At 45.7% G+C, this 18,449-nt stretch carries 24 protein-coding genes; 18 read left to right on the top strand and 6 right to left on the bottom strand.

The window, feature by feature from the left end; genetic code table 11:
• Positions 1 to 19 precede the first annotated feature (19 nt).
• Positions 20 to 142, top strand: a complete 123-nt coding sequence (locus tag CEF20_RS17330) for a hypothetical protein (RefSeq protein WP_269799219.1) — start codon at positions 20 to 22, stop codon at positions 140 to 142.
• 37 nt (positions 143 to 179) lie between these two features.
• Complete coding sequence (gene mtnN / locus CEF20_RS09880) at positions 180 to 881, top strand: 5'-methylthioadenosine/S-adenosylhomocysteine nucleosidase (RefSeq protein ID WP_100332075.1); 702 nt, start codon at positions 180 to 182, stop codon at positions 879 to 881.
• Positions 882 to 1,230: 349 nt separating this feature from the next.
• On the opposite strand, the gene sigK is transcribed toward mtnN, so the two are convergent.
• Positions 1,231 to 1,935 carry an RNA polymerase sporulation sigma factor SigK gene (gene sigK, locus CEF20_RS09875; protein ID WP_100331650.1) on the bottom strand — a complete coding sequence of 235 codons (705 nt, stop codon included), beginning with the start codon at positions 1,933 to 1,935 and terminating at the stop codon, positions 1,231 to 1,233.
• A gap of 182 nt (positions 1,936 to 2,117) precedes the next feature.
• Positions 2,118 to 2,657: a CDP-diacylglycerol--serine O-phosphatidyltransferase gene (gene pssA, locus CEF20_RS09870; RefSeq protein ID WP_100331649.1), complete on the bottom strand. Its 540-nt coding sequence runs from the start codon at positions 2,655 to 2,657 to the stop codon at positions 2,118 to 2,120.
• Between the two features lie 102 nt (positions 2,658 to 2,759).
• Here pssA and CEF20_RS09865 point away from each other — a divergent pair, with 102 nt between their 5' ends.
• Positions 2,760 to 3,545, top strand: coding sequence for a phosphatidylserine decarboxylase (locus CEF20_RS09865; RefSeq protein ID WP_100331648.1), 786 nt, complete (start codon positions 2,760 to 2,762; stop codon positions 3,543 to 3,545).
• A gap of 2 nt (positions 3,546 to 3,547) precedes the next feature.
• On the opposite strand, the gene sda is transcribed toward CEF20_RS09865, so the two are convergent.
• A complete protein-coding gene (sda, locus tag CEF20_RS09860) occupies positions 3,548 to 3,685 on the bottom strand; it encodes a sporulation histidine kinase inhibitor Sda (protein WP_100331647.1) in 138 nt (45 codons plus the stop codon).
• 360 nt (positions 3,686 to 4,045) lie between these two features.
• On the opposite strand from sda, the gene CEF20_RS09855 reads away from it, so the two are divergent.
• From CEF20_RS09855 to CEF20_RS09820, 8 genes are read left to right on the top strand one after another with little or no spacing between them, the layout of a single operon-like run.
• Positions 4,046 to 4,567: a YqeG family HAD IIIA-type phosphatase gene (locus CEF20_RS09855; RefSeq protein ID WP_100331646.1), complete on the top strand. Its 522-nt coding sequence runs from the start codon at positions 4,046 to 4,048 to the stop codon at positions 4,565 to 4,567.
• On the top strand, positions 4,564 to 5,670 hold the full coding sequence (gene yqeH, locus CEF20_RS09850) for a ribosome biogenesis GTPase YqeH (protein ID WP_100331645.1): 1,107 nt from the start codon (positions 4,564 to 4,566) through the stop codon (positions 5,668 to 5,670). The genes CEF20_RS09855 and yqeH overlap by 4 nt, the downstream gene beginning before the upstream one ends.
• Before the next feature lie 15 nt (positions 5,671 to 5,685).
• Positions 5,686 to 6,522, top strand: a complete 837-nt coding sequence (aroE, locus tag CEF20_RS09845) for a shikimate dehydrogenase (RefSeq protein WP_100331644.1) — start codon at positions 5,686 to 5,688, stop codon at positions 6,520 to 6,522.
• Entirely contained in the window at positions 6,522 to 6,815 is a 294-nt protein-coding gene (gene yhbY, locus CEF20_RS09840) for a ribosome assembly RNA-binding protein YhbY (RefSeq protein ID WP_100331643.1), read from the top strand. Before aroE ends, yhbY begins: the two co-directional genes overlap by 1 nt.
• Entirely contained in the window at positions 6,812 to 7,381 is a 570-nt protein-coding gene (locus CEF20_RS09835) for a nicotinate-nucleotide adenylyltransferase (protein WP_100331642.1), read from the top strand. Before yhbY ends, CEF20_RS09835 begins: the two co-directional genes overlap by 4 nt.
• On the top strand, positions 7,371 to 7,943 hold the full coding sequence (yqeK, locus tag CEF20_RS09830) for a bis(5'-nucleosyl)-tetraphosphatase (symmetrical) YqeK (RefSeq protein WP_100331641.1): 573 nt from the start codon (positions 7,371 to 7,373) through the stop codon (positions 7,941 to 7,943). Before CEF20_RS09835 ends, yqeK begins: the two co-directional genes overlap by 11 nt.
• Positions 7,943 to 8,299, top strand: coding sequence for a ribosome silencing factor (rsfS, locus tag CEF20_RS09825; RefSeq protein ID WP_100331640.1), 357 nt, complete (start codon positions 7,943 to 7,945; stop codon positions 8,297 to 8,299). The genes yqeK and rsfS overlap by 1 nt, the downstream gene beginning before the upstream one ends.
• The gene (locus CEF20_RS09820) at positions 8,296 to 9,036 is read left to right on the top strand and encodes a class I SAM-dependent DNA methyltransferase (RefSeq protein ID WP_100331639.1); all 741 of its coding nucleotides are present in this window, start codon (positions 8,296 to 8,298) and stop codon (positions 9,034 to 9,036) included. The genes rsfS and CEF20_RS09820 overlap by 4 nt, the downstream gene beginning before the upstream one ends.
• A 150-nt stretch (positions 9,037 to 9,186) precedes the next feature.
• Here the strand turns inward: CEF20_RS09820 and comER are convergent, their stop codons facing one another.
• Positions 9,187 to 10,011 carry a late competence protein ComER gene (comER, locus tag CEF20_RS09815; RefSeq protein WP_100331638.1) on the bottom strand — a complete coding sequence of 275 codons (825 nt, stop codon included), beginning with the start codon at positions 10,009 to 10,011 and terminating at the stop codon, positions 9,187 to 9,189.
• Positions 10,012 to 10,087: 76 nt separating this feature from the next.
• Here comER and CEF20_RS09810 point away from each other — a divergent pair, with 76 nt between their 5' ends.
• From CEF20_RS09810 to CEF20_RS09800, 3 genes are all read left to right on the top strand, one after another.
• A complete protein-coding gene (locus CEF20_RS09810) occupies positions 10,088 to 10,744 on the top strand; it encodes a helix-hairpin-helix domain-containing protein (protein ID WP_100331637.1) in 657 nt (218 codons plus the stop codon).
• 70 nt (positions 10,745 to 10,814) lie between these two features.
• The gene (locus CEF20_RS09805; RefSeq protein ID WP_100331636.1) at positions 10,815 to 11,231 is read left to right on the top strand and encodes a deoxycytidylate deaminase; all 417 of its coding nucleotides are present in this window, start codon (positions 10,815 to 10,817) and stop codon (positions 11,229 to 11,231) included.
• 211 nt (positions 11,232 to 11,442) lie between these two features.
• Entirely contained in the window at positions 11,443 to 13,737 is a 2,295-nt protein-coding gene (locus tag CEF20_RS09800; protein WP_100331635.1) for a DNA internalization-related competence protein ComEC/Rec2, read from the top strand.
• A 59-nt stretch (positions 13,738 to 13,796) separates the two neighbouring features.
• Here the strand turns inward: CEF20_RS09800 and CEF20_RS09795 are convergent, their stop codons facing one another.
• Positions 13,797 to 13,931 (bottom strand): YqzM family protein, encoded by a 135-nt coding sequence (locus tag CEF20_RS09795; protein ID WP_100331634.1) that lies wholly within the window; start codon positions 13,929 to 13,931, stop codon positions 13,797 to 13,799.
• 280 nt (positions 13,932 to 14,211) lie between these two features.
• Here CEF20_RS09795 and holA point away from each other — a divergent pair, with 280 nt between their 5' ends.
• A complete protein-coding gene (gene holA, locus CEF20_RS09785; RefSeq protein ID WP_332849195.1) occupies positions 14,212 to 15,243 on the top strand; it encodes a DNA polymerase III subunit delta in 1,032 nt (343 codons plus the stop codon).
• A 46-nt stretch (positions 15,244 to 15,289) separates the two neighbouring features.
• Here holA and rpsT read toward each other — a convergent pair whose 3' ends face one another.
• Positions 15,290 to 15,544, bottom strand: a complete 255-nt coding sequence (gene rpsT, locus CEF20_RS09780; protein ID WP_100331632.1) for a 30S ribosomal protein S20 — start codon at positions 15,542 to 15,544, stop codon at positions 15,290 to 15,292.
• Positions 15,545 to 15,743: 199 nt separating this feature from the next.
• Between rpsT and gpr the strand changes: the two genes are divergently transcribed.
• The 3 genes from gpr to CEF20_RS09765 all read left to right on the top strand — a co-directional run bounded on the left by gpr (position 15,744) and on the right by CEF20_RS09765 (position 18,419).
• Positions 15,744 to 16,850, top strand: a complete 1,107-nt coding sequence (gene gpr, locus CEF20_RS09775; RefSeq protein ID WP_100331631.1) for a GPR endopeptidase — start codon at positions 15,744 to 15,746, stop codon at positions 16,848 to 16,850.
• Positions 16,851 to 16,919: 69 nt separating this feature from the next.
• Complete coding sequence (gene spoIIP, locus CEF20_RS09770) at positions 16,920 to 18,104, top strand: stage II sporulation protein P (RefSeq protein ID WP_100331630.1); 1,185 nt, start codon at positions 16,920 to 16,922, stop codon at positions 18,102 to 18,104.
• Between the two features lie 12 nt (positions 18,105 to 18,116).
• A complete protein-coding gene (locus tag CEF20_RS09765) occupies positions 18,117 to 18,419 on the top strand; it encodes a DUF3679 domain-containing protein (RefSeq protein WP_100331629.1) in 303 nt (100 codons plus the stop codon).
• Positions 18,420 to 18,449 lie beyond the last annotated feature (30 nt).

Below are 18,449 nucleotides of genomic sequence, written 5' to 3'. Positions count from 1 at the left end.
CTGTTTGAAGGTTCCCTTTATGTATACAGGAAAAAAGGAAGGGCTGGCAAGCAATTCTGCAGAAAAAATGCTAAAATGGGGTGGAACTTTTTCAATAGAACATTTCGCGATTGATAGCAGAGAAAGAAGCGGTTTAAACTGATTGCCGCTTGGAGAGGAAACGGAGGATATAAATGACGATGAAAGTAGCTATTATAGGAGCAATGGAAGAAGAAGTAACGATTTTGCGTGATCATCTTGACAGCCCCCGCGCCGAGATGATTGCCAACAGTGAATACACGCAAGGGACGATGAAAGGGACGGAAGTGATTTTACTTCGTTCCGGTATCGGAAAGGTGAATGCGGCTATGGCCACTTCCATTTTGCTACATCATTTTCAACCCGATGTGGTTATTAATACGGGTTCTGCCGGCGGACTGAATCCCGAGCTGAATGTTGGAGATGTGGTCATTTCCACGGAGGTGCGTCATCATGATGTAGATGCTACGGCTTTCGGATATGAGTACGGACAAGTTCCTCAAATGCCGCCATCCTTTAAAGCTGATCAAAGGCTGCTGCAATTAGCCGAGGATAGTGCAAAAGAGGAGGAAGGTATCCAAGTTATGAAAGGTTTAATTGCGACAGGAGACTCCTTTATGAGCGATCCAGAGAGGGTCCAGTACGTCGCGGCGAAATTTGCGGATCTGCAGGCGGTGGAGATGGAAGCAGCTGCTATCGCGCAAGTGGCTTATCAATTTGGCACGCCGTTTGTGGTGATTCGTTCGCTATCTGATATTGCCGGAAAGGAATCTGATCTTTCATTTGAGCAGTTTTTACCGAAAGCTGCGCTTCACTCCGCCAATTTGGTTATGAGCATGGTGGAAAAGCTTGCAAATGCATAAAGTGAAGCTTTCACCTCATCGGCCTTCGCTGAGGAAAAGAGGCACAAAGGGCTAACTCCGCCATATGCTGTCCTTTTGCAGCGCCTTGGCAGCCTGCATGTGTGGGCGATAAATTATGAAAGATTTGAGAGATGGATGCTACAAATGGAGCGGATTGTGGTACATTAATAGTAACCAACGTTTTTGGGAGTGATAAAGATGGTCATGATGATTATGGGTTTATTGCTTGCAACGCTTACTGGTGTAGTGATCTCAGTGTCCATTGACTAAAGGCACGAATGAAAATCCGGCGGATCAAGATTCCGCCGGATTTTTTATGTCTGGGAATCCCAGGAAACTTTGCGTCTCTTTAGCTTCCTTTTTCTTCCCGATAAAATTCATGGAACATTTTCATGAGTGCGCGCTTTTCAATCCGGGAGACATAGCTTCTGGAGATTCCCAATTCTTTCGCGATTTCGCGCTGTGTTTTTTCCTTGTCTTGATTTAACCCAAAGCGGGCGACAATCACTTCCTGCTCACGTTTTTCCAGCACGCGCAGGAATTTCAGCACTTTCTTTAGCTCCATCGATAATAAAATGTGATCGAGCACATCTTCATCTTCGGATTTTAAAATGTCAAGCAGATTGATTTCATTGCCTTCCTTATCGTGGCCGATTGGATCTTGCAGGGAGATGTCCTTTTTTGTTTTTTTCAACGCCCGTAAATGCATGAGGATTTCATTTTCAATACATCTGGCCGCATACGTAGCCAGTTTTGTTCCTTTCCCCCCAGAATAGCTTTCAATGGCTTTGATTAAGCCGATGGTGCCTATCGAAATAAGGTCTTCCGCGTCTTCTCCTGTATTTTCAAATTTTTTTACGATATGGGCAACCAGCCGGAGATTATGCTCGATTAATTTATTTCGGGCCTCCTGATCTCCTTGAGCCATCTGTTCCAAATATTTCTTTTCCTCGGCCGCTGATAATGGCTGGGGAAATGCGTTGTTTTTGACATAAGAAACAAAAAAGAGCAGTTCCTTAGCCAGGTAAGACAATGCAGCAAGTATGCCAAACATATCAGCTCCTCCTTTAAAAATCCGCCATTGTCTCAATTGTATGAAGGAGACGCTTCTTTTTTGCCTGTCCGCTGCCGACTGTTTTTAAAAGTTAAGGGAACGCCCCTCAAAAGCTAAAGATCCCCCTGCTGTTCATTTCGCAGTGAACAACAGGGGGACGCCTGCAGATCCGAGAATTTCATTCAGATCTTTTTTAATTTAAATGGACTGATCATCAATAATGACATGCACATCATCATTACCATAAATAACTGATCCGGCAGGTAAGGGATGGCTAAATAGCTCAGTGTCAACAAGCAGCCGGCTGCTGTAATCGGCAGCCCTTGAAAGTAGCCGTTGTTTTCCATTATATTAAATCGAGCGAGCCTCAAAGCGCCGCAGCCGATATAAAATACGGTGAAAAATGCTCCAGGTGAGCCGAACTGAGAAAGAATGCCGCTGTATAAGAGCAGAGCGGGCGCTACTCCGAAAGAAATGATATCACACATGGAGTCCAACTGCTTGCCGAGCTCAGACTCAATATTCAATTTGCGGGCGACCATACCATCAAAGCGATCGGCTAAAGCCGCGATAAAGATTAATAATAGTCCTAGGTTATATTCTCCCTTTAGCGTCATTAATATTGAAAAGCCACCTAAAGATAAATTGCTCAATGTCAGCATGTTTGCTGATTGTGCTTTCATCTTTTTCATGGTTAAATCCAACACGTGAGAAATAAACAAATTTACACTCTCCTTGAAGTTAGTTTATTATATAATAATATTTTATTAATAACCTATTATAACACAAAATCATTTGGAATTTTATTTTGTTGGAGGGATATTGTGCAAAAACAACTCTATCGTTTATTTATTGAGTTAACCAATAAAAGATGGTCTTCGCGACTGCTTGAAACGTTCACATGCTCTTCATTGAGTAAGCCTATGATTCGTTCTTTCATAAGGGCTTATAAGATTAATGAAAAGGAAATGGAATATCCCGCGGAAGATTATCAAACGCTTCATGATTTTTTTATGAGAAGACTTGCTCCGGAAGCAAGAAAGATACAGTATGGTGCTGACCATGTCGTAAGTCCGGTAGATGCAAGGCTAGAGGAAGCAGGAACGATCACTCCCTCCCGAGACATTGTCGTAAAGGGAAAGCCGTATGCTGTTGCAGAAATGCTGGGCAGTGAAGACAAGGCGCGGGCTTACGACGGAGGAGTCTTTCTTGTGTTGTATTTAAGCCCGGCCCATTATCACCGGATTCACAGCCCGGTAGATGCGGCCGTGATCGATCGCTGGATCCTTGGACGCTATTCCTATCCTGTTCATTCATACGGCTTAAAATACGGCCGCGCGCCATTATCAAAAAATTATCGGGATATTACAGAGCTTCAGCATTTCTGTGGAAGAATGGCTGTCGTGAAAGTGGGGGCGATGTTTGTCAACGCGGTGGAGCGCACCCATGAAAATCAAGTCTGGAAACAGGGAGAGGAAGTCGCTTACTTTAACTTCGGCTCAACGGTGGTGCTGTTATTTGAAAAAGGCACGTTTGCACTTGATCAGCGATTGACGCTTCCATGTGAAGTAAAGGTGGGAGAAAAAATAGGGCTTTTATTGAAGCAATAGCCCTAAGAAATCTCCACGTTCTGAATGAGTGACCGCTTGATCAGCTCTTTCTCCATCAGGCGGATAAATTCTTTGTTAAGCTTTAGCTTGCGGGCTTTTATATAAGATTCTAATAGCAGGTCATCTGAAATTTGATCCATAGCTAGTTCGCCTCCAATAAATTGGTGTTCTAGAATTTGAGGAGCACACATACATTAGTAGGTCGCTTGTTTGAACAATCTAACTTTAACAAAAATTAATTAGAAGAACAAGCGTTCCGTTATCCACAAAGCAACGTGGATAAAGTGTGAGTAAAATGTGGTTAAGTGTGCAAAAGCAATCTGAGACAAAGGGGAGGATGTGAATAAGCTTATCCACAAAGCATGGATAAGAATTTTGTCGATAAATTTTTATAATTTGACAGTAATTGAGGAATGCTCATTTCTTATGTTTTACTTTGTAACAACATCGGAAATTAGATATGATAAGGACGAAGAAGGTCTAAAGATCGAGGTGCTCAGATGTTAAAATTATTTTTGCCGAATAAACAAGTAAAAAGCGTCTTTGATATACAGCCGATGGAGCTGAAGGAAAAAGGAATCAAAGCCATTATTACCGATTTGGATAATACGCTCGTTGCCTGGGATTGTCCGGATGCTACCCCTGAGCTGTTAGAGTGGTTTCAGCAAATGAGGGATCATGGCATCAAGGTGCTGATTGTTTCGAACAATAATCAAAAGCGGGTCAGTACGTTTTCAACACCGCTTGACATCCCCTATATTTTTGAAGCGAGAAAGCCCATGGGAAAAGCCTTTCGTCGGGCAATCCAATTGCTCGATGTCAAGCGGGAGGAGACCGTGGTGATCGGAGATCAGCTTTTGACTGATATTTTCGGAGGCAACCGCAGCGGGTTTTACACTATTTTAGTGCTGCCCGTCGCTCAGACTGACGGGTTTTGGACGAGATTCAACCGCAGAATTGAGCGGAGAATTATGAAAGTGTTTAAACGAAAAGGTTTAATTACATGGGAGGAAAATAAGTGAGTAAAGAAAAGATTCTATGTACAGGATGCGGAGTGGAAGTGCAAACAGACAATCCGAATGGGCTTGGTTATGCTCCGCCTTCAGCTCTGTCAAAAGAAGTCATCGTTTGCCAGCGCTGCTTCCGTCTGAAGAATTATAATGAAGTGCAGGATGTGCCATTGACGGATGATGATTTTCTAAAGATATTAAATACATTGGGACAAACGGATAGCCTGATCGTGAAGATTGTAGATATATTCGACTTTAACGGGAGCTGGCTTCCCGGTCTTCACCGATTTGCCGGCAACAACCCGGTTCTGCTGATTGGCAATAAAGCAGACCTTCTTCCCAAGTCGGTAAAGGCGAACCGTTTGATTCACTGGATGAAGCATGAGGCGAAAAAGCTCGGGCTGAAGCCGGTTGATGTTCTGCTTGTCAGTGCGGCTAAAGGCCATTCGATTCAAGAAGCTATTCAAGCGATCGAACATTATCGCCAAGGGAAAGATGTCTATGTGGTTGGCTGCACAAACGTTGGCAAATCAACATTTATTAACCGGATTATTAAAGAGGTTACGGGAGAGAAAGACATTATCACCACCTCCCATTTTCCCGGTACGACACTTGATATGATTGAAATTCCTTTAGATGATGGGCAGGCTCTTATCGATACGCCGGGGATTATTAATCATCATCAAATGGCCCATTTTGTAGATAAGCGCGATTTGAAATATATTACGCCAAAGAAAGAAATCAAACCAAAGGTATTCCAGCTGAATGAAGAGCAAACGCTATTTTTCGGAGGGCTTGCCCGGTTGGATTATATCGCCGGCGGCCGCCGTTCACTGACCTGTTATTTGTCCAATGAACTGAAGATTCACCGGACGAAGCTGGAGAATGCTGACGAGCTGTATCAAAAGCATGCAGGAGAGCTGCTGACACCGCCGCGCTCCGGGCAAATGGAACAGTTCCCAGCGTTTATCCGCCATGAATTTCGCATAAAAGAAGGGAAAACGGATGTGGTTTTCTCCGGTCTTGGCTGGGTAACGGTCAACGAGCCAGGAGCGCTCGTGGCCGCGTATGCTCCAAAAGGCGTAAGTGTATTTATTCGGCCATCTCTTATTTAATTGAAGGTGAAGAAGATGAAGAATTTATTTGGAGTTATTGGGGATCCCATCGCTCATTCAATGTCGCCGGCTATGCAAAACGCGGCTTTTAATATGCTTGGAATAGACGGCTGCTACCATCCGTTTCATATCAAGCCTCAAGATCTTGAGGCGGGAGTGCGAGGCATGAAAGCGATCGGGGTGCAAGGGTTTAATGTAACCATTCCGCATAAAACAGCGATCATCCCGATGCTTGATGGCGTGGATCCGCTGGCACAGGCGATCGGCGCTGTGAATACGGTCGTTCGTGAGAAAGATCAGTGGATCGGCTACAATACAGACGGGAAAGGATATGTACGCGCGCTTCGCGAAGGTTATCAGGAGGCGCTTGAGAACAAGCAAGTGCTGATCATTGGAGCAGGCGGAGCCGCCCGCGCCATCTATTACACATTAACATCTGAGCAAGTAACGCGGATCGATCTGGCTAATCGCACGTTAGAAAAGGCGAAGGAGCTCGTCAAGCGCTGCCCTTTTCCATCCGATGGAGCTGTGCTAACGGTCGAGGAAGCGGCCGGCCAGCTTGAAAAATACGATATCATTATTCAAACCACTTCCGTAGGAATGGCACCTAATACAGAGGCGGTTCCCATCGACTTAAGCCGGCTGAATCCGAAAGCGTTCGTCTCAGATATCATCTATAATCCCTTTGAAACGAAGCTGCTGAAGCAAGCGAAGCAGCGGCGCGCTCGTACGCAGAATGGACTGAAAATGTTTGTGTACCAAGGAGCTCTTGCTTTTGAAAAGTGGACAGGAGCTTTCCCGGATACGAGTAAAATGGAAGAAATTGTTCGCAATCAACTAGGAGGTAAATAATGCTAACAGGAAAACAAAAAAGATTTTTGCGGGCGGAAGCCCATCATTTGGACCCCATTTTCCAAGTGGGAAAAGGCGGTGTCAATGAGAACATGGTGAAACAGATTGACGATGCTCTGGAGGCGCGGGAATTGCTGAAGGTCAGCATTTTACAAAACTGTGAAGAGGATAAGCGCGAGGTGGCTGAAGCATTGGCGAAAGGGGCTAAAGCCGAAATTGTTCAAATCATTGGCAATATCATCATTTTATATAAAGAGTCGAAAGAACATAAGCGGCTTATGCTGCCAAGATGAAAAAGGTCGGTCTTCTCGGAGGAACGTTTAATCCGCCTCATATCGGCCACTTAATTATCGCTAATGAGGTGCTTTCTGCGCTGGGGCTGGATGAGATGCGGTTTTTACCTAGTCGTAATCCGCCTCATAAGAGAATGGGAGCGGGCATTAAGGACAGCGATCGCATCAATATGCTGTCAGCGGCAATTGATGGGCACCCGCAGTTTTCGTTGGAGCTGACTGAAATGGAGAGAAGCGGTAAATCCTATACGTATGATACGATCAAAATCCTGAAAAAACGAGAACCTGAAACGAATTTTTATTTTCTGATCGGCGGGGATATGATTGAATATTTACCGAAGTGGTATAAGGTGGATGAACTGTGTGAAATGGTGACGTTAATCGGAGTGCGGCGTCCGGGTTATTCTGTTGATACTCCCTATCCGGTTACGTTGGTCGATGCACCGGAAATCCATCTATCCTCCACGCTGCTCCGGCAAAAAGCAGCAGCCGGCCAGACACTTCGCTATTTACTGCCGGAGAAAGTAATCGCTTATATAAAGGAGAACCAGTTATATGAACCGTAATCAGGCGCTAGAGCTCGTCAAGGAGCAACTTACTGAACACCGTTACCAACATACGCTTGGCGTAGCGGAAACAGCTGTGAAACTGGCTCATCAGTTTGGAGCCGATCCGCAAAAAGCCGAAATAGCAGCGATCTTTCACGATTATGCCAAGTTTCGTCCGAAAGAGGAGATGGCGGCCATTATTCGAGCGGAAAAAATGGATCCGCGGCTACTGTCCTTTCATCCGGAACTGTGGCATGCTCCAGTCGGGGCCTGCTTGGTGCAAAAAGAGGCTGGAATTGAGGATGAGGAGATTCTTGATGCTATTCGCTATCATACATCGGGCAGAACAGGGATGACGTTGCTTGAAAAGATCATTTATTTAGCGGATTATATCGAACCGGGACGCCATTTTCCGGGCGTGGAAGAAGTGCGCGCGCTGGCGGAAGAGCATTTAGATGCAGCGCTGATTCAGGCAGTGAAGAACACGATTCAATTTCTGATGAAGAAGAATCAGCCGATTTTTCCTGATACAGTTGATATGTATAATGATTTAACGAAACAGAAGGGGGCAAAGAATTAATGGATCAGCCTGAACTTTTACAACGAATGGCAACAGCAGCTGATAATAAACGAGCGGAGCAAATCGTCGTATTAAATATGCAGGGTCTCTCGCTCATTACCGACTACTTTATGATTTGCCACGGCAATTCCGACAAGCAGGTGCAAGCGATTGCTCGGGAAATTAAGGAGAGCGCGGAGGAGCTGGGCTATACAATTAAGCGGATGGAAGGTTACAATGAAGCGCGCTGGGTGTTAATTGATCTTGGGGATGTAGTCGTTCACGTGTTTCATCGTGACGAGCGTCTTTATTATAATTTGGAGCGGCTATGGGGTGACGCTCCTGAGATTGACGTACAGAGTGAGCTTCTTCTATGACGTACGAGCGATTTGCTTATGTATACGATTTTTTAATGCAGGATGTACCGTATGAACGATGGCTTGCTTTCTTTGAACGTCATGCGAAGTCATTGCCAGGCAAGAAGGTGCTCGATGTAGCATGCGGAACCGGGGAGTTCACTTGGCGTTTAAAAGAGACTGGCTGGGATGTGACAGGTGTGGATCTGTCGGAAGATATGCTGATGGTCGCACAGCAAAAGGCGGCAGAAAGAGGGAAAAAGATTCCGTGGTTTCAGCAGGACATGCGCATGCTTGAAGGTCTTGGCACATTTGATGCTGTGACGATATTTTGTGATTCTCTTAATTATTTGCTGAAAGAAGAAGAGGTTAAGGATACCTTTCGCCATGTGTATGATCATTTGCAAGCTGGCGGGCTTTTCTTATTTGATGTCCATTCCCTTTATAAAATGGAGCATATTTTTAAAGACGGCACATTTACTTCGGTCGACGAGGAAGTGTCTTATATTTGGAATTGCTTTGACGGAGACGCTGAGGGCATGGTGGAGCATGAGCTTACATTTTTTGCTTTCGATCAAGCCAGCGGTCAATATGAACGGTTTGATGAGCTGCATTATCAGCGAACGTATGCGCCGGAACAATATGCAGACTGGCTTGAGCAAGCCGGCTTTGAGATTGTTCGTCTGGCGGCTGACTTTACGGATAATCCGCCGCAGCAGGATAGCCAAAGAATCTTTTTTGTAGCGAGAAAAGGATAATTCCGGGTTGATCAAAAGCAATGCAGGCAGCAAGAAGCCTGAGCAGCGGCATAAAAAAGCCGCTGCTCGGGCTATTCGCATTGTGTCAGTCCGCAAATAGAGAAAAATGCAAAAAGAAAAAGGATTTTCTGCTTTGTTAGCGAATAGATTTTAATGAATTCCAAATTGTGCAGCTGTTTCTTGTTTATCCTCGGCGAATTTTTGGTGAGTGGCTTTGAATAGCTTACTAAACATGTCTCCGGTTTCTTCCTCCAGCACCGCGATGCCTTTTCCGGTTACCCCGCCTTTGACACATACTTTTTCTTCCAATTGTGCTAATGTATATTCTTTTTGTTTAAACAGTTCTCCGAGTCCGGTCAGCATGCATTCAGCTAATTTTTCAGCTGTTTCGGCGTCCATCCCGGTCGTTTCTGCCCCTTCAATCAATCTTCGCGTTAAATAGCTGATAAAGGCCGGACCGCAGCTGACAAGATCAGATGCTGCCCGGGTGACCGATTCGTCAATTTCTATCGCTTCTCGGCTCAGCAGCTCCATTTTTTCCTTCATCTCCATTTTCCATCCATCTTGGCATCTCTCTCCAAAAGTATACAAAACGGCTCCTGACAGTACTTTATTCGTAATGCTTGGAATCATGCGCATGCACGAGCAGGAGAGAACCGATTCTAACTGCGCCGTGCTAACCGGGCTTGTAATCGAAACCACACATTGTTCCGGGCGGAAAAGATCCTTCACTTCAGCAAGAATCGGATAGATATCGTGAGGTTTTACACAAATAAAAACAAGGTCACAGGTCTGCACTAATTTCGGAATACTTTCAGCAAGCGTCACACCAGGGAGCTTTTCTGCCAGCCGCTTAGCTTTAACTTCGGTTCGGTTAATGATGGAAAGCTCAGAAGGCATGACCGCTTTGGAATCAATAAGTGCGTGGATCAGAATTTCTCCCATATTTCCGGTGCCGATTACTCCAGTTCTCATTCGTAACCCCCCTTTAAAAAAGATCCTTTTACAATGTATGTAAGAAAAAAACGATTATGCAAGAAGGAGTGCAAGTATGGACGTAAAAGCTTTAATTGAAAAGTACAAATTATTTGTGATTCTCTTGGCGGCTGCAGGAATCTTTGGATTGTATCAATTATCGGCAAAAGAAGCGCCGCCCGCCCAGCCGCTGACTGCCGAGATTCATACTCCCTCTTCGAAAGAGACTTCGCCCGCTTCTTCTGAAGAGAAGAAGGAGACGAAGGAGGAACAGGTGGTGATGGTGGATATGAAAGGAGCTGTCCCAAAACCGGGTATTTACACATTAAAGCAGGGGGCACGGATACATGATGCGATTGCAAAAGCGGGAGGCCTGCAAAAAGATGCTGACCGCACGGCGGTCAACCTTGCTCAAAAGCTTCAAGATGAAATGATTGTCTATATTCCGAAGATTGGAGAGAAGCCGCCGGCCCAGTCACCTTCTGTTTCTTCTGCCATCCCCGGCGCTTCTTCACCGGCTGATGGGAGCAAGCCGGAAACGAAGATCAATATCAATGCCGCTTCTGCTGAAGAGCTGCAAACGATGCCGGGTATAGGAGAAGCGAAAGCACAAGCAATCATTGACTATAGAGAAACGGAGGGAGCTTTTGCCAAGCCGGAAGATTTGAAAAATGTAACCGGGATCGGTGAGAAGACTTTTGAAAAGCTGGAGCCGCTTATTTCCGTGAATTAAAAACGTTTGACGGCATCCTTTTGTTCTCGCTAAACTAAAGAAAAGAAACACCAAAGAGAGAGTGAAAAGAATGAGACGAAAAAGCTGGGATGAATATTTTTTGGATATTGCCGATGTTGTATCTTCCCGATCAACTTGCAATCGACTTCATGTGGGCTGTGTGATCGTGAAGGACAAGCATATCATAGCAACCGGGTACAATGGGTCGATTCACGGGCATGAGCATTGTGAAGATGAAGGCTGTCTGCTGTCTGATGAAAACAGATGCATCCGCTGTTTGCATGCGGAATTAAATGCGGTGCTTCACGCAGATAGAGACCGTCTGATTGGAGCGGCGGCCTATGTGACGCATGAACCATGCGAAAATTGCGCCAAAACCCTTGCCCAAGCCGGCATTAAACGGATTATTTACCGAAATGCTTACCCAAATAAATGGAACAAGCACTTTTTAAAGGATATTGAAGTGGTGCACTTGCCTAATGAATAAAGGGGATCTTTAAACAGCGGGGAGGGCCTTTCATTCCTCGCTGATGACAAGAAGAACAAAGACTTCCACCGCAACATTCTGTTGCAACGTCTTTGCCGCCTGCATCGTGCAGGCCTGATCGAATCGGGCATTGAGATGCCGTGGTCTCCCGCTCCATTTTTGTAAAGGCGGAGTTTCACGGCATCTTACATGCGGAATAAAAGGAGGCTGTATGCGCGGTAAAATCATTTATTTGGCTGTTTTTTCTTTGGCAGGATTGCTTTGGGCGCTTCCGTCCTTGGCAAGCGTCCGGTTGCTTCTCAGCGCGGCCGTTCTTTTTTTATGCATCCGGATGAAAGGAAGCTTGAGACTGGCCGCCTGCGGCAGTGCCGTTTTCTTTTTTGGCGTCGGTCAGATTCATGAAAGCAATCAGTTCTCCTCGTTTACAGGGGAGGAAAAAGAGTGGATCGTCTCTTTTGAAGAAACTGCCGTGATCGATGGAGATCGTTTCAACGCAACGGTGACGGCGAATAACGGAGAAAGGCTGCAGCTGATGCACCGGATTGCTGTGAAAGAGGAAATAAAGCAGCTGCAGGAGAAGCTGAGCCCGGGCGTCATTTGCCGCATGACCGGCACGCTTGAACGGCCCGCCGAGTCGCGTAACCGAAACGGATTTGATTACCGCAAATTTTTAGCATCCAAGCATATCTTTTGGCAGTTAAAGCCGGAGAAATGGTCCTTGTCTGCTTGTTCTCAGCCGGACCGTTCGATCGCACAAACAATTGGTCAATGGCGCTTGGCGGGCATGGGTCATATTAAGAATACCTTTCCGGTGAGCTTGCAGCCCGCCGCAGCGGCTTTGCTGTTCGGAGACCGGTCACTCGCTGAAGAAGAGCAGACGAAGGCCTATCAGCGTCTGGGCATTATTCATTTACTAGCGATTTCCGGTCTTCACGTTGCTTTGATGACCGCATTTTTATATTATGTATTGCTTCGGCTCGGCATGATCAAGGAGCAGGCGCAGCTTGTCTTGTTGTTTTTTCTTCCGCTTTATGCTCTGATTGCCGGAGGCTCTCCCCCTGTCGTACGAGCGGTGCTAATGGCAGCTTTTATCTTACTGGCGGTGAAACTCCAGCGCCGACTGACTCCCCTCGATGCTCTCAGCCTCAGCTTTTTGCTCGTGCTATGCTATGACCCTTGTTTGCTTTATCAAGCTGGATTTCAATTGTCTTATATGGTCAGCTTTTCATTGATTCTTTCTTCCGCGGCCATTCTCACCTTTTCCTCCACTGCTCTCGGTAAAATGTTTACCATCACGGCCGTTGCGCAGCTTGCCGGCTTGCCTATCCTTATGTATCATTTCTTTGAAGTATCCCTCTATTCGTTCATCGCTAATTTATTTTTTGTTCCTTTTTATTCGTTTATTGTGCTGCCGTTTCTTCTCGTGACTTTTCTCCTCAGCTTTCCATTTCCCCCCATTCTATTTTTGCTTAAGCCATTTAGCCTGCTGTTCGCTCAAGTGGATGCCGCTGCTCTGGAAGTAAGCACTTGGCCGTTTGCCGTGTTGCGGACGGGCCGGCCGGAACCATTCTTTCTTATTCTTTGCACGGCCGCTGCAGCTGGAGCATTTCTTATATGGGAAAAGACTAAAAGTATTAAGCCTGCAGCTTGGCTGACAATGGCTGCCATTGCTGTGCTTCTCGGAGCAAGACTCTATGCGCCGGAAGGAGAGGTGTCCTTTATTGATATCGGACAAGGGGATGCGATTTTCATTAGGCTTCCAAACAACCAGGGGAATTACTTGATTGATACGGGCGGCTTGCTGCCTTTTCATAAAGAAGAATGGCAAAAGCGGCGAAAGAGCTTTCAGATTGGAGAGGATGTGCTGCTGCCTTATTTTAAAAGCCGGGGGATTTCCAGAGTTGATAAACTGATCTTAACGCACAGTGATTACGATCATATAGGAGCGGCCGCGGAGTTATTTGATGAGATGTCCATTAAAGAAATCATAATCAGTCCGGGATCTGAAAGCAAAGCGGTCATGCGCCGGACAATCAGGCAGGCGGCTCTTCATCACATTCCTGTTCGGTACGCAGCATACATGGAAAGCTGGCAGGAAGGTTCCTCCTTCTTTCAATTCCTGTCACCGGATGACAAGCATTATGAAGGAAACGATGACTCGCTTGTCCTGTATGCCTATATAGGCGGAAAAAAGTGGCTATTTACAGGAGATGCGGAAGAAAACAGTGAAAGGAGGATGATAAAGCAATTCGACGCCGACGCGGATTTTATCAAAATCGGCCATCATGGCAGCCGTTCATCCACGACAGAGGAATGGTTAGCTGAGACGACTCCGCAATATGCCATTATCTCCGCCGGAAGAAAAAACCGCTACGGCCACCCTCATCGTGATGTGATCCAAAGGCTGCAGCAGCATCAAATAAAAATTTACCGAACGGATATTCACGGAGAGATCACGTACCGATTTCGCGGCGGGAAAGGAACGTTTTCTGCCCATATCCCGTAAGATGGAAGTAGCTGCTGCCAAAAAAAGAAAAAAACCCGCCAGCAGGCGAGCTCAAGACTTTACTTTCCAATCATGTCGATAGCTGTTGCGATGATAAACATTGTAGCAAAGAACCCAAAAGAAACAATAAATCCGACTGCAGAATCGACTGCATCGTTACGCTTGGACTGCACACTTTTTTCAAATTCGTTCACAACTATCCCTCCTATTTCCATTCTAGTATAGATGATCGCTTTTAAAAAATCTAGAGCCGGCTTGACAATTTCCTTTGCTGACAGGAGTTAACTCCAATAAAATGACCAGAATCGGTGAAAATAGAAGTAAGATGATCACCGCTGGCAAAGTTGTTTCCCGGGGCAATGTTGTCGGCGTTTATATAGATCACAGGGGAAGCTTTTTCCAAAGTTTCCCCTTGTCAAATGGGTCTGGCTTTTTTAACATTATTATATTACATGAAAATGGAGAGAAAAGCCCTTGATACCAATTTGGAAGAAGATTAAAAATAAACAGTTTTCCCCTGTTTATTTATTGTATGGAAATGAAATGTTTTTAATCAATGAAACAAAGCATCAGCTTGTTCACCATGCGCTGACGCAAGAAGAAATGGACTTTAACCTTGCGTCATTTGACTTGGAAGAAACGCCGGTAGAAACGGCACTTGAAGAAGCAGAAACGCTTCCTTTCATGGGCGAAAGAAAGCTTGTGTTTTTACATAACCCGCTTTTTTTAACGGCTGAACGCGCCAAGGAAAAAGTCGATCATAATTTAAAAAAGCTTGAGCAGTATTTGCAAAATCCGGCACCTTATACACTGCTAGTATTTATAGCTCCTTATGAAAAGCTGGATGAGCGGAAGAAGCTGACGAAACAGATGAAAAAGCAAGCGGAAGTGTTGGAAGCGAAGAAGCTTGGCGAGAAGGAATTGAAAAAGTGGCTGAAGGACCGGGCGGCTTCCAATCACGTTCAGATCGAGGAGGAGGCGCTGGATCATTTAATAGCCCTTGCCGGCACTAATCTAATGGTGCTTACCTCTGAGTTGGATAAGCTCTCTTTATATGCGCTAGAAGAGAAATGCATTACGAAGGAGATGGTGATCAAGCTGACAGCACGGTCGCTTGAACAGGACATTTTTTCACTTGTCGATCGCGTGGTTACGGGGAAGGTGGAGGAGGCCTTTCGGATATATTATGACTTGCTTAAATTAAACGAGGAACCGATCAAAATTCTTGCGTTAATTGCCTCGCAGTTCCGATTGATATATCAGACGAAAGAACTTTCGAGAAAAGGCTATGGACAGCAGCAGATCGCCGGTTATTTGAAAGTGCATCCTTTTCGGGTTAAGCTGGCTGCTGGTCAATCACGCCGTTTTACGGATGAGCAGCTCTCCGCCATCATGATGATGTTGGCCGACAGTGATTTGCAGATGAAATCAAACGGCATGGCTAAGCCGATGATTATAGAAATGTTCTTGTTTAAGCTGCAAAGCATCATAAGAAAACACGGATAAGCCAGTAAAAAAATCCTTCAAGCCATCTTGAAGGATTTTTTTATCATTAAGCATTTAATTTTTTCATTAAACGGCCTTTTGTACGGCTCGCTGCGTTCTTGTGGATGAGTCCTTTAGCAGCGGCTTTATCAAGGCGGCTTACTGCATCAGATAAAAGTGCTTTCGCGTTATCTTCATTGTTGGCAACAGCTGTTTCAAATTTCTTAACAGCTGTGCGCATAGCTGACTTTACGCGGATGTTTTGCTCTGTACGATCCTGTGTAGTTTTTACACGTTTGATGGCAGATTTAATATTTGGCATTCCTGTCACCTCCTCAAACGATCGAGATTCTATTGGGTGCTCGATTTCACTTTTCCTTAACAATTAAGAACAAAAGCTATTCTATCAAACAGGGCGTGAGAATGCAATACTTACATTTGTATTTTGTGTCAAGGAATGAACTTTTACACAGTCGGGCAAACTGAGAATAAAATTTATGCTAAAGGATGAGGGAAAAAAGATGAAGGAGCAATCAATCAATTTAGATGTATATGCCGTCCGAACGGACTTAGCCGTCGAAGCGAAGACGCTGGCGGAGGAGCGCTTACAAGAATCGCAAACGCTGACGGGGGTTTTCACACAAGAGCGCCGAGTAGGTGAAGTTACGGTGACAGCTGTCACGATTGATGAGAAGGGGGAGAGGGAGACGGGTAAGAAAGCGGGGAATTATTTAACGCTGGAATCCCAAGGCATTCGCAGCCATGATACGACCCGCCAGCATGAAATGGAGAAGGTGCTCGCCCGTGAGCTGGCCGCTTATTTAAAGAACCGAGGCATTCAAAAAGAAGCCAGTTGTTTAATTATCGGGCTTGGCAATAGTGATGTTACGCCGGATGCGCTCGGGCCGCTCGTGTGCGATTCGGTCATGGTAACGAGACATTTGTTTGAACTTCAGCCTGATGAGGTGGAGGAAGGTTATCGCTCAGTCAGTGCTTTAATCCCTGGCGTCATGGGAACAACGGGAATTGAAACGGGCGATATTGTCCATGGTGTGGTAGAAAAATCAAAGCCTGACTTTATCATCGTGATTGATGCGCTGGCTTCCAGATCGATTGAAAGGGTAAACGCCACTGTACAAATTTCTGACACGGGTATCCACCCGGGGGCGGGGGTGGGCAATAAGAGAAAAGAAATCAGCGAGAAAATACTGGGCATCCCGGTGATCGCGATCGGTGTGCCGACAGTGGTGGATGCGGTGTCCATTACAAGTGATACGATCGATTTTATTTTGAAGCATCTCGGGAAGGAAATCATGGAGGGAAAGCGGCCTTCAAGTGCGCTTTCTCCTGCCGGGTTTGTTTTTGGCAAACGGGAAAAGCTGAAGGAGGAGCATTTGCCGGATGAGGAGAAGCGGCGCTCGTTTTTAGGGATGGTCGGCATGCTGGAAGACACAGAAAAACGCCAGCTTATTCATGAGGTCCTGTCTCCGCTGGGGCATAATTTAATGGTCACGCCGAAAGAAGTCGATTTATTTATCAAGGATACGGCGAATTTGTTGGCCAATGGCATCAATGCGGCTCTCCACCCAGCGATTGATCAGGACAACGCCGGCTTCTTTACGAAATAAAATGACAGTTCTGCTTTTCTTGCTTAAGTCATAAGTATAGTACAAGACTTTAGCAGAAAGGGTGGAGCAATGAAGGAGAATCAGGCGAACTATATTTTCTCAATCAACTTGTCAACGATTATCAAGGGAACAGTGGTTTTTATAATCTCTCTCCTTTCGCTGTTTTCAATAGCCGGATTGCTGACGTCGTTTACTTACAACTACCGTATTTCTTCTAACTCTGTAAACGAAGCGGCTGAGCATGTAACCGGTGAAGCGCTTTATTACTTATTCATGATGGAAAATAGAATATTTTCCGCTCACGCGCCGCCGAATGTGCGGCCGCCTTCATTAAGCGAATTTGCTTTTCGCTATGCAACCAATGTTCGCTATCAGGACCCGCGCAGTTTTTTAGGCCGGGAGATACCCGGTTTTTCTATTTATGACGGACAAATTCTCGTAGCGGGTGAAGGAACAGATTACACCAACATGCCGATCGAATCAGAGCCTCCTGCTGAAATGCTGCAGAAGAGCAACGATGCGCCGGCTGCTGATAAGACGCCTGATCTAAAAAGGGACAAGCCTTCCCAGCCCCCGGCTTTAAATACCGACGGGAAGAAGCGGGTATTCATGTATTTTACTCATACGAGAGAGAGCTATTTGCCATTTCTTAAAGGAGTAACTTCTCCGGATGCCGCTCATCATTCCAAGCTGAATGTCACGAAGGTCGGTGAAATGGTCCAAGACCTTCTCGAAGAAAAAGGGATCGGAACAGCGCTGGACAAAACGGATATCGTCAACCGGCTGCATCAATCGGGAAGAAGCTATGGGCAATCGTATCAAGCGTCAAGGGAGGTATTTAGTGCTGCCAAGAACAACAACCGCGATTTGCAGTATTTTATTGATATTCACCGGGACTCTCAGAGAAAGCCGGTTACGACCGTGGCGATTCGCGGTCAGAAGTATGCGAAGCTGGCGTTTGTGATTGGCGGAGAGCATGCGAATTACGAGAAAAATGTCAAACTCGCTACAGAGCTTCATAATCGTCTTGAGAAGAAATATAAAGGGCTTTCACGCGGAGTCATTCTGAAAAAGGGAAAAAACACGAACGGGAAGTTTAACCAGGATTTATCCAGCAAGGCGATCCTTGTGGAGTTCGGCGGGGTGGATAATACGTATGAAGAACTGAATCGGACGGCATCTGCTTTTGCGGAGGTGTTTGCAGATCATTACTGGCAAGCGGAATCCGTTCAAACCAGGCCTGCATCCGATTAGAAAGGAAGAACGATGAAACGCTTTTTATTCCAAACCTATGCAGTCGCTTCTGTTCTGTTTTTGGGGATGCTGATCGGTATGTTCCAACACCATTGGATGGATGAGTCTCCCGGCTATCGGACGGATTCTGCCATTCTTTCTGAACAAAGGAAGCCCCCATCCTTTACATGGCTTGAAAACGGGGAAGCAGAAAAGGATTTAACAGAGAAAAGAGAAAGAATGGAGAAAGAACAATCCCCCAACATCTATTCAGCAGGCGGCCAATCTTTAGCTGAAGCCGTAACGGAGATGACCGCTGCTTTATTCAACAGATAGCTGTTTACAGCTGGCCAGACTTCCGCTTTG

The sequence above is a fragment of the Bacillus xiapuensis genome (assembly GCF_002797355.1).
Lineage (GTDB): Bacteria > Bacillota > Bacilli > Bacillales > Domibacillaceae > Bacillus_CE > Bacillus_CE xiapuensis.
The sequence above is the reverse complement of the archived record's forward strand: the minus strand, read 5'-3'. Positions and strand labels throughout refer to the sequence as shown.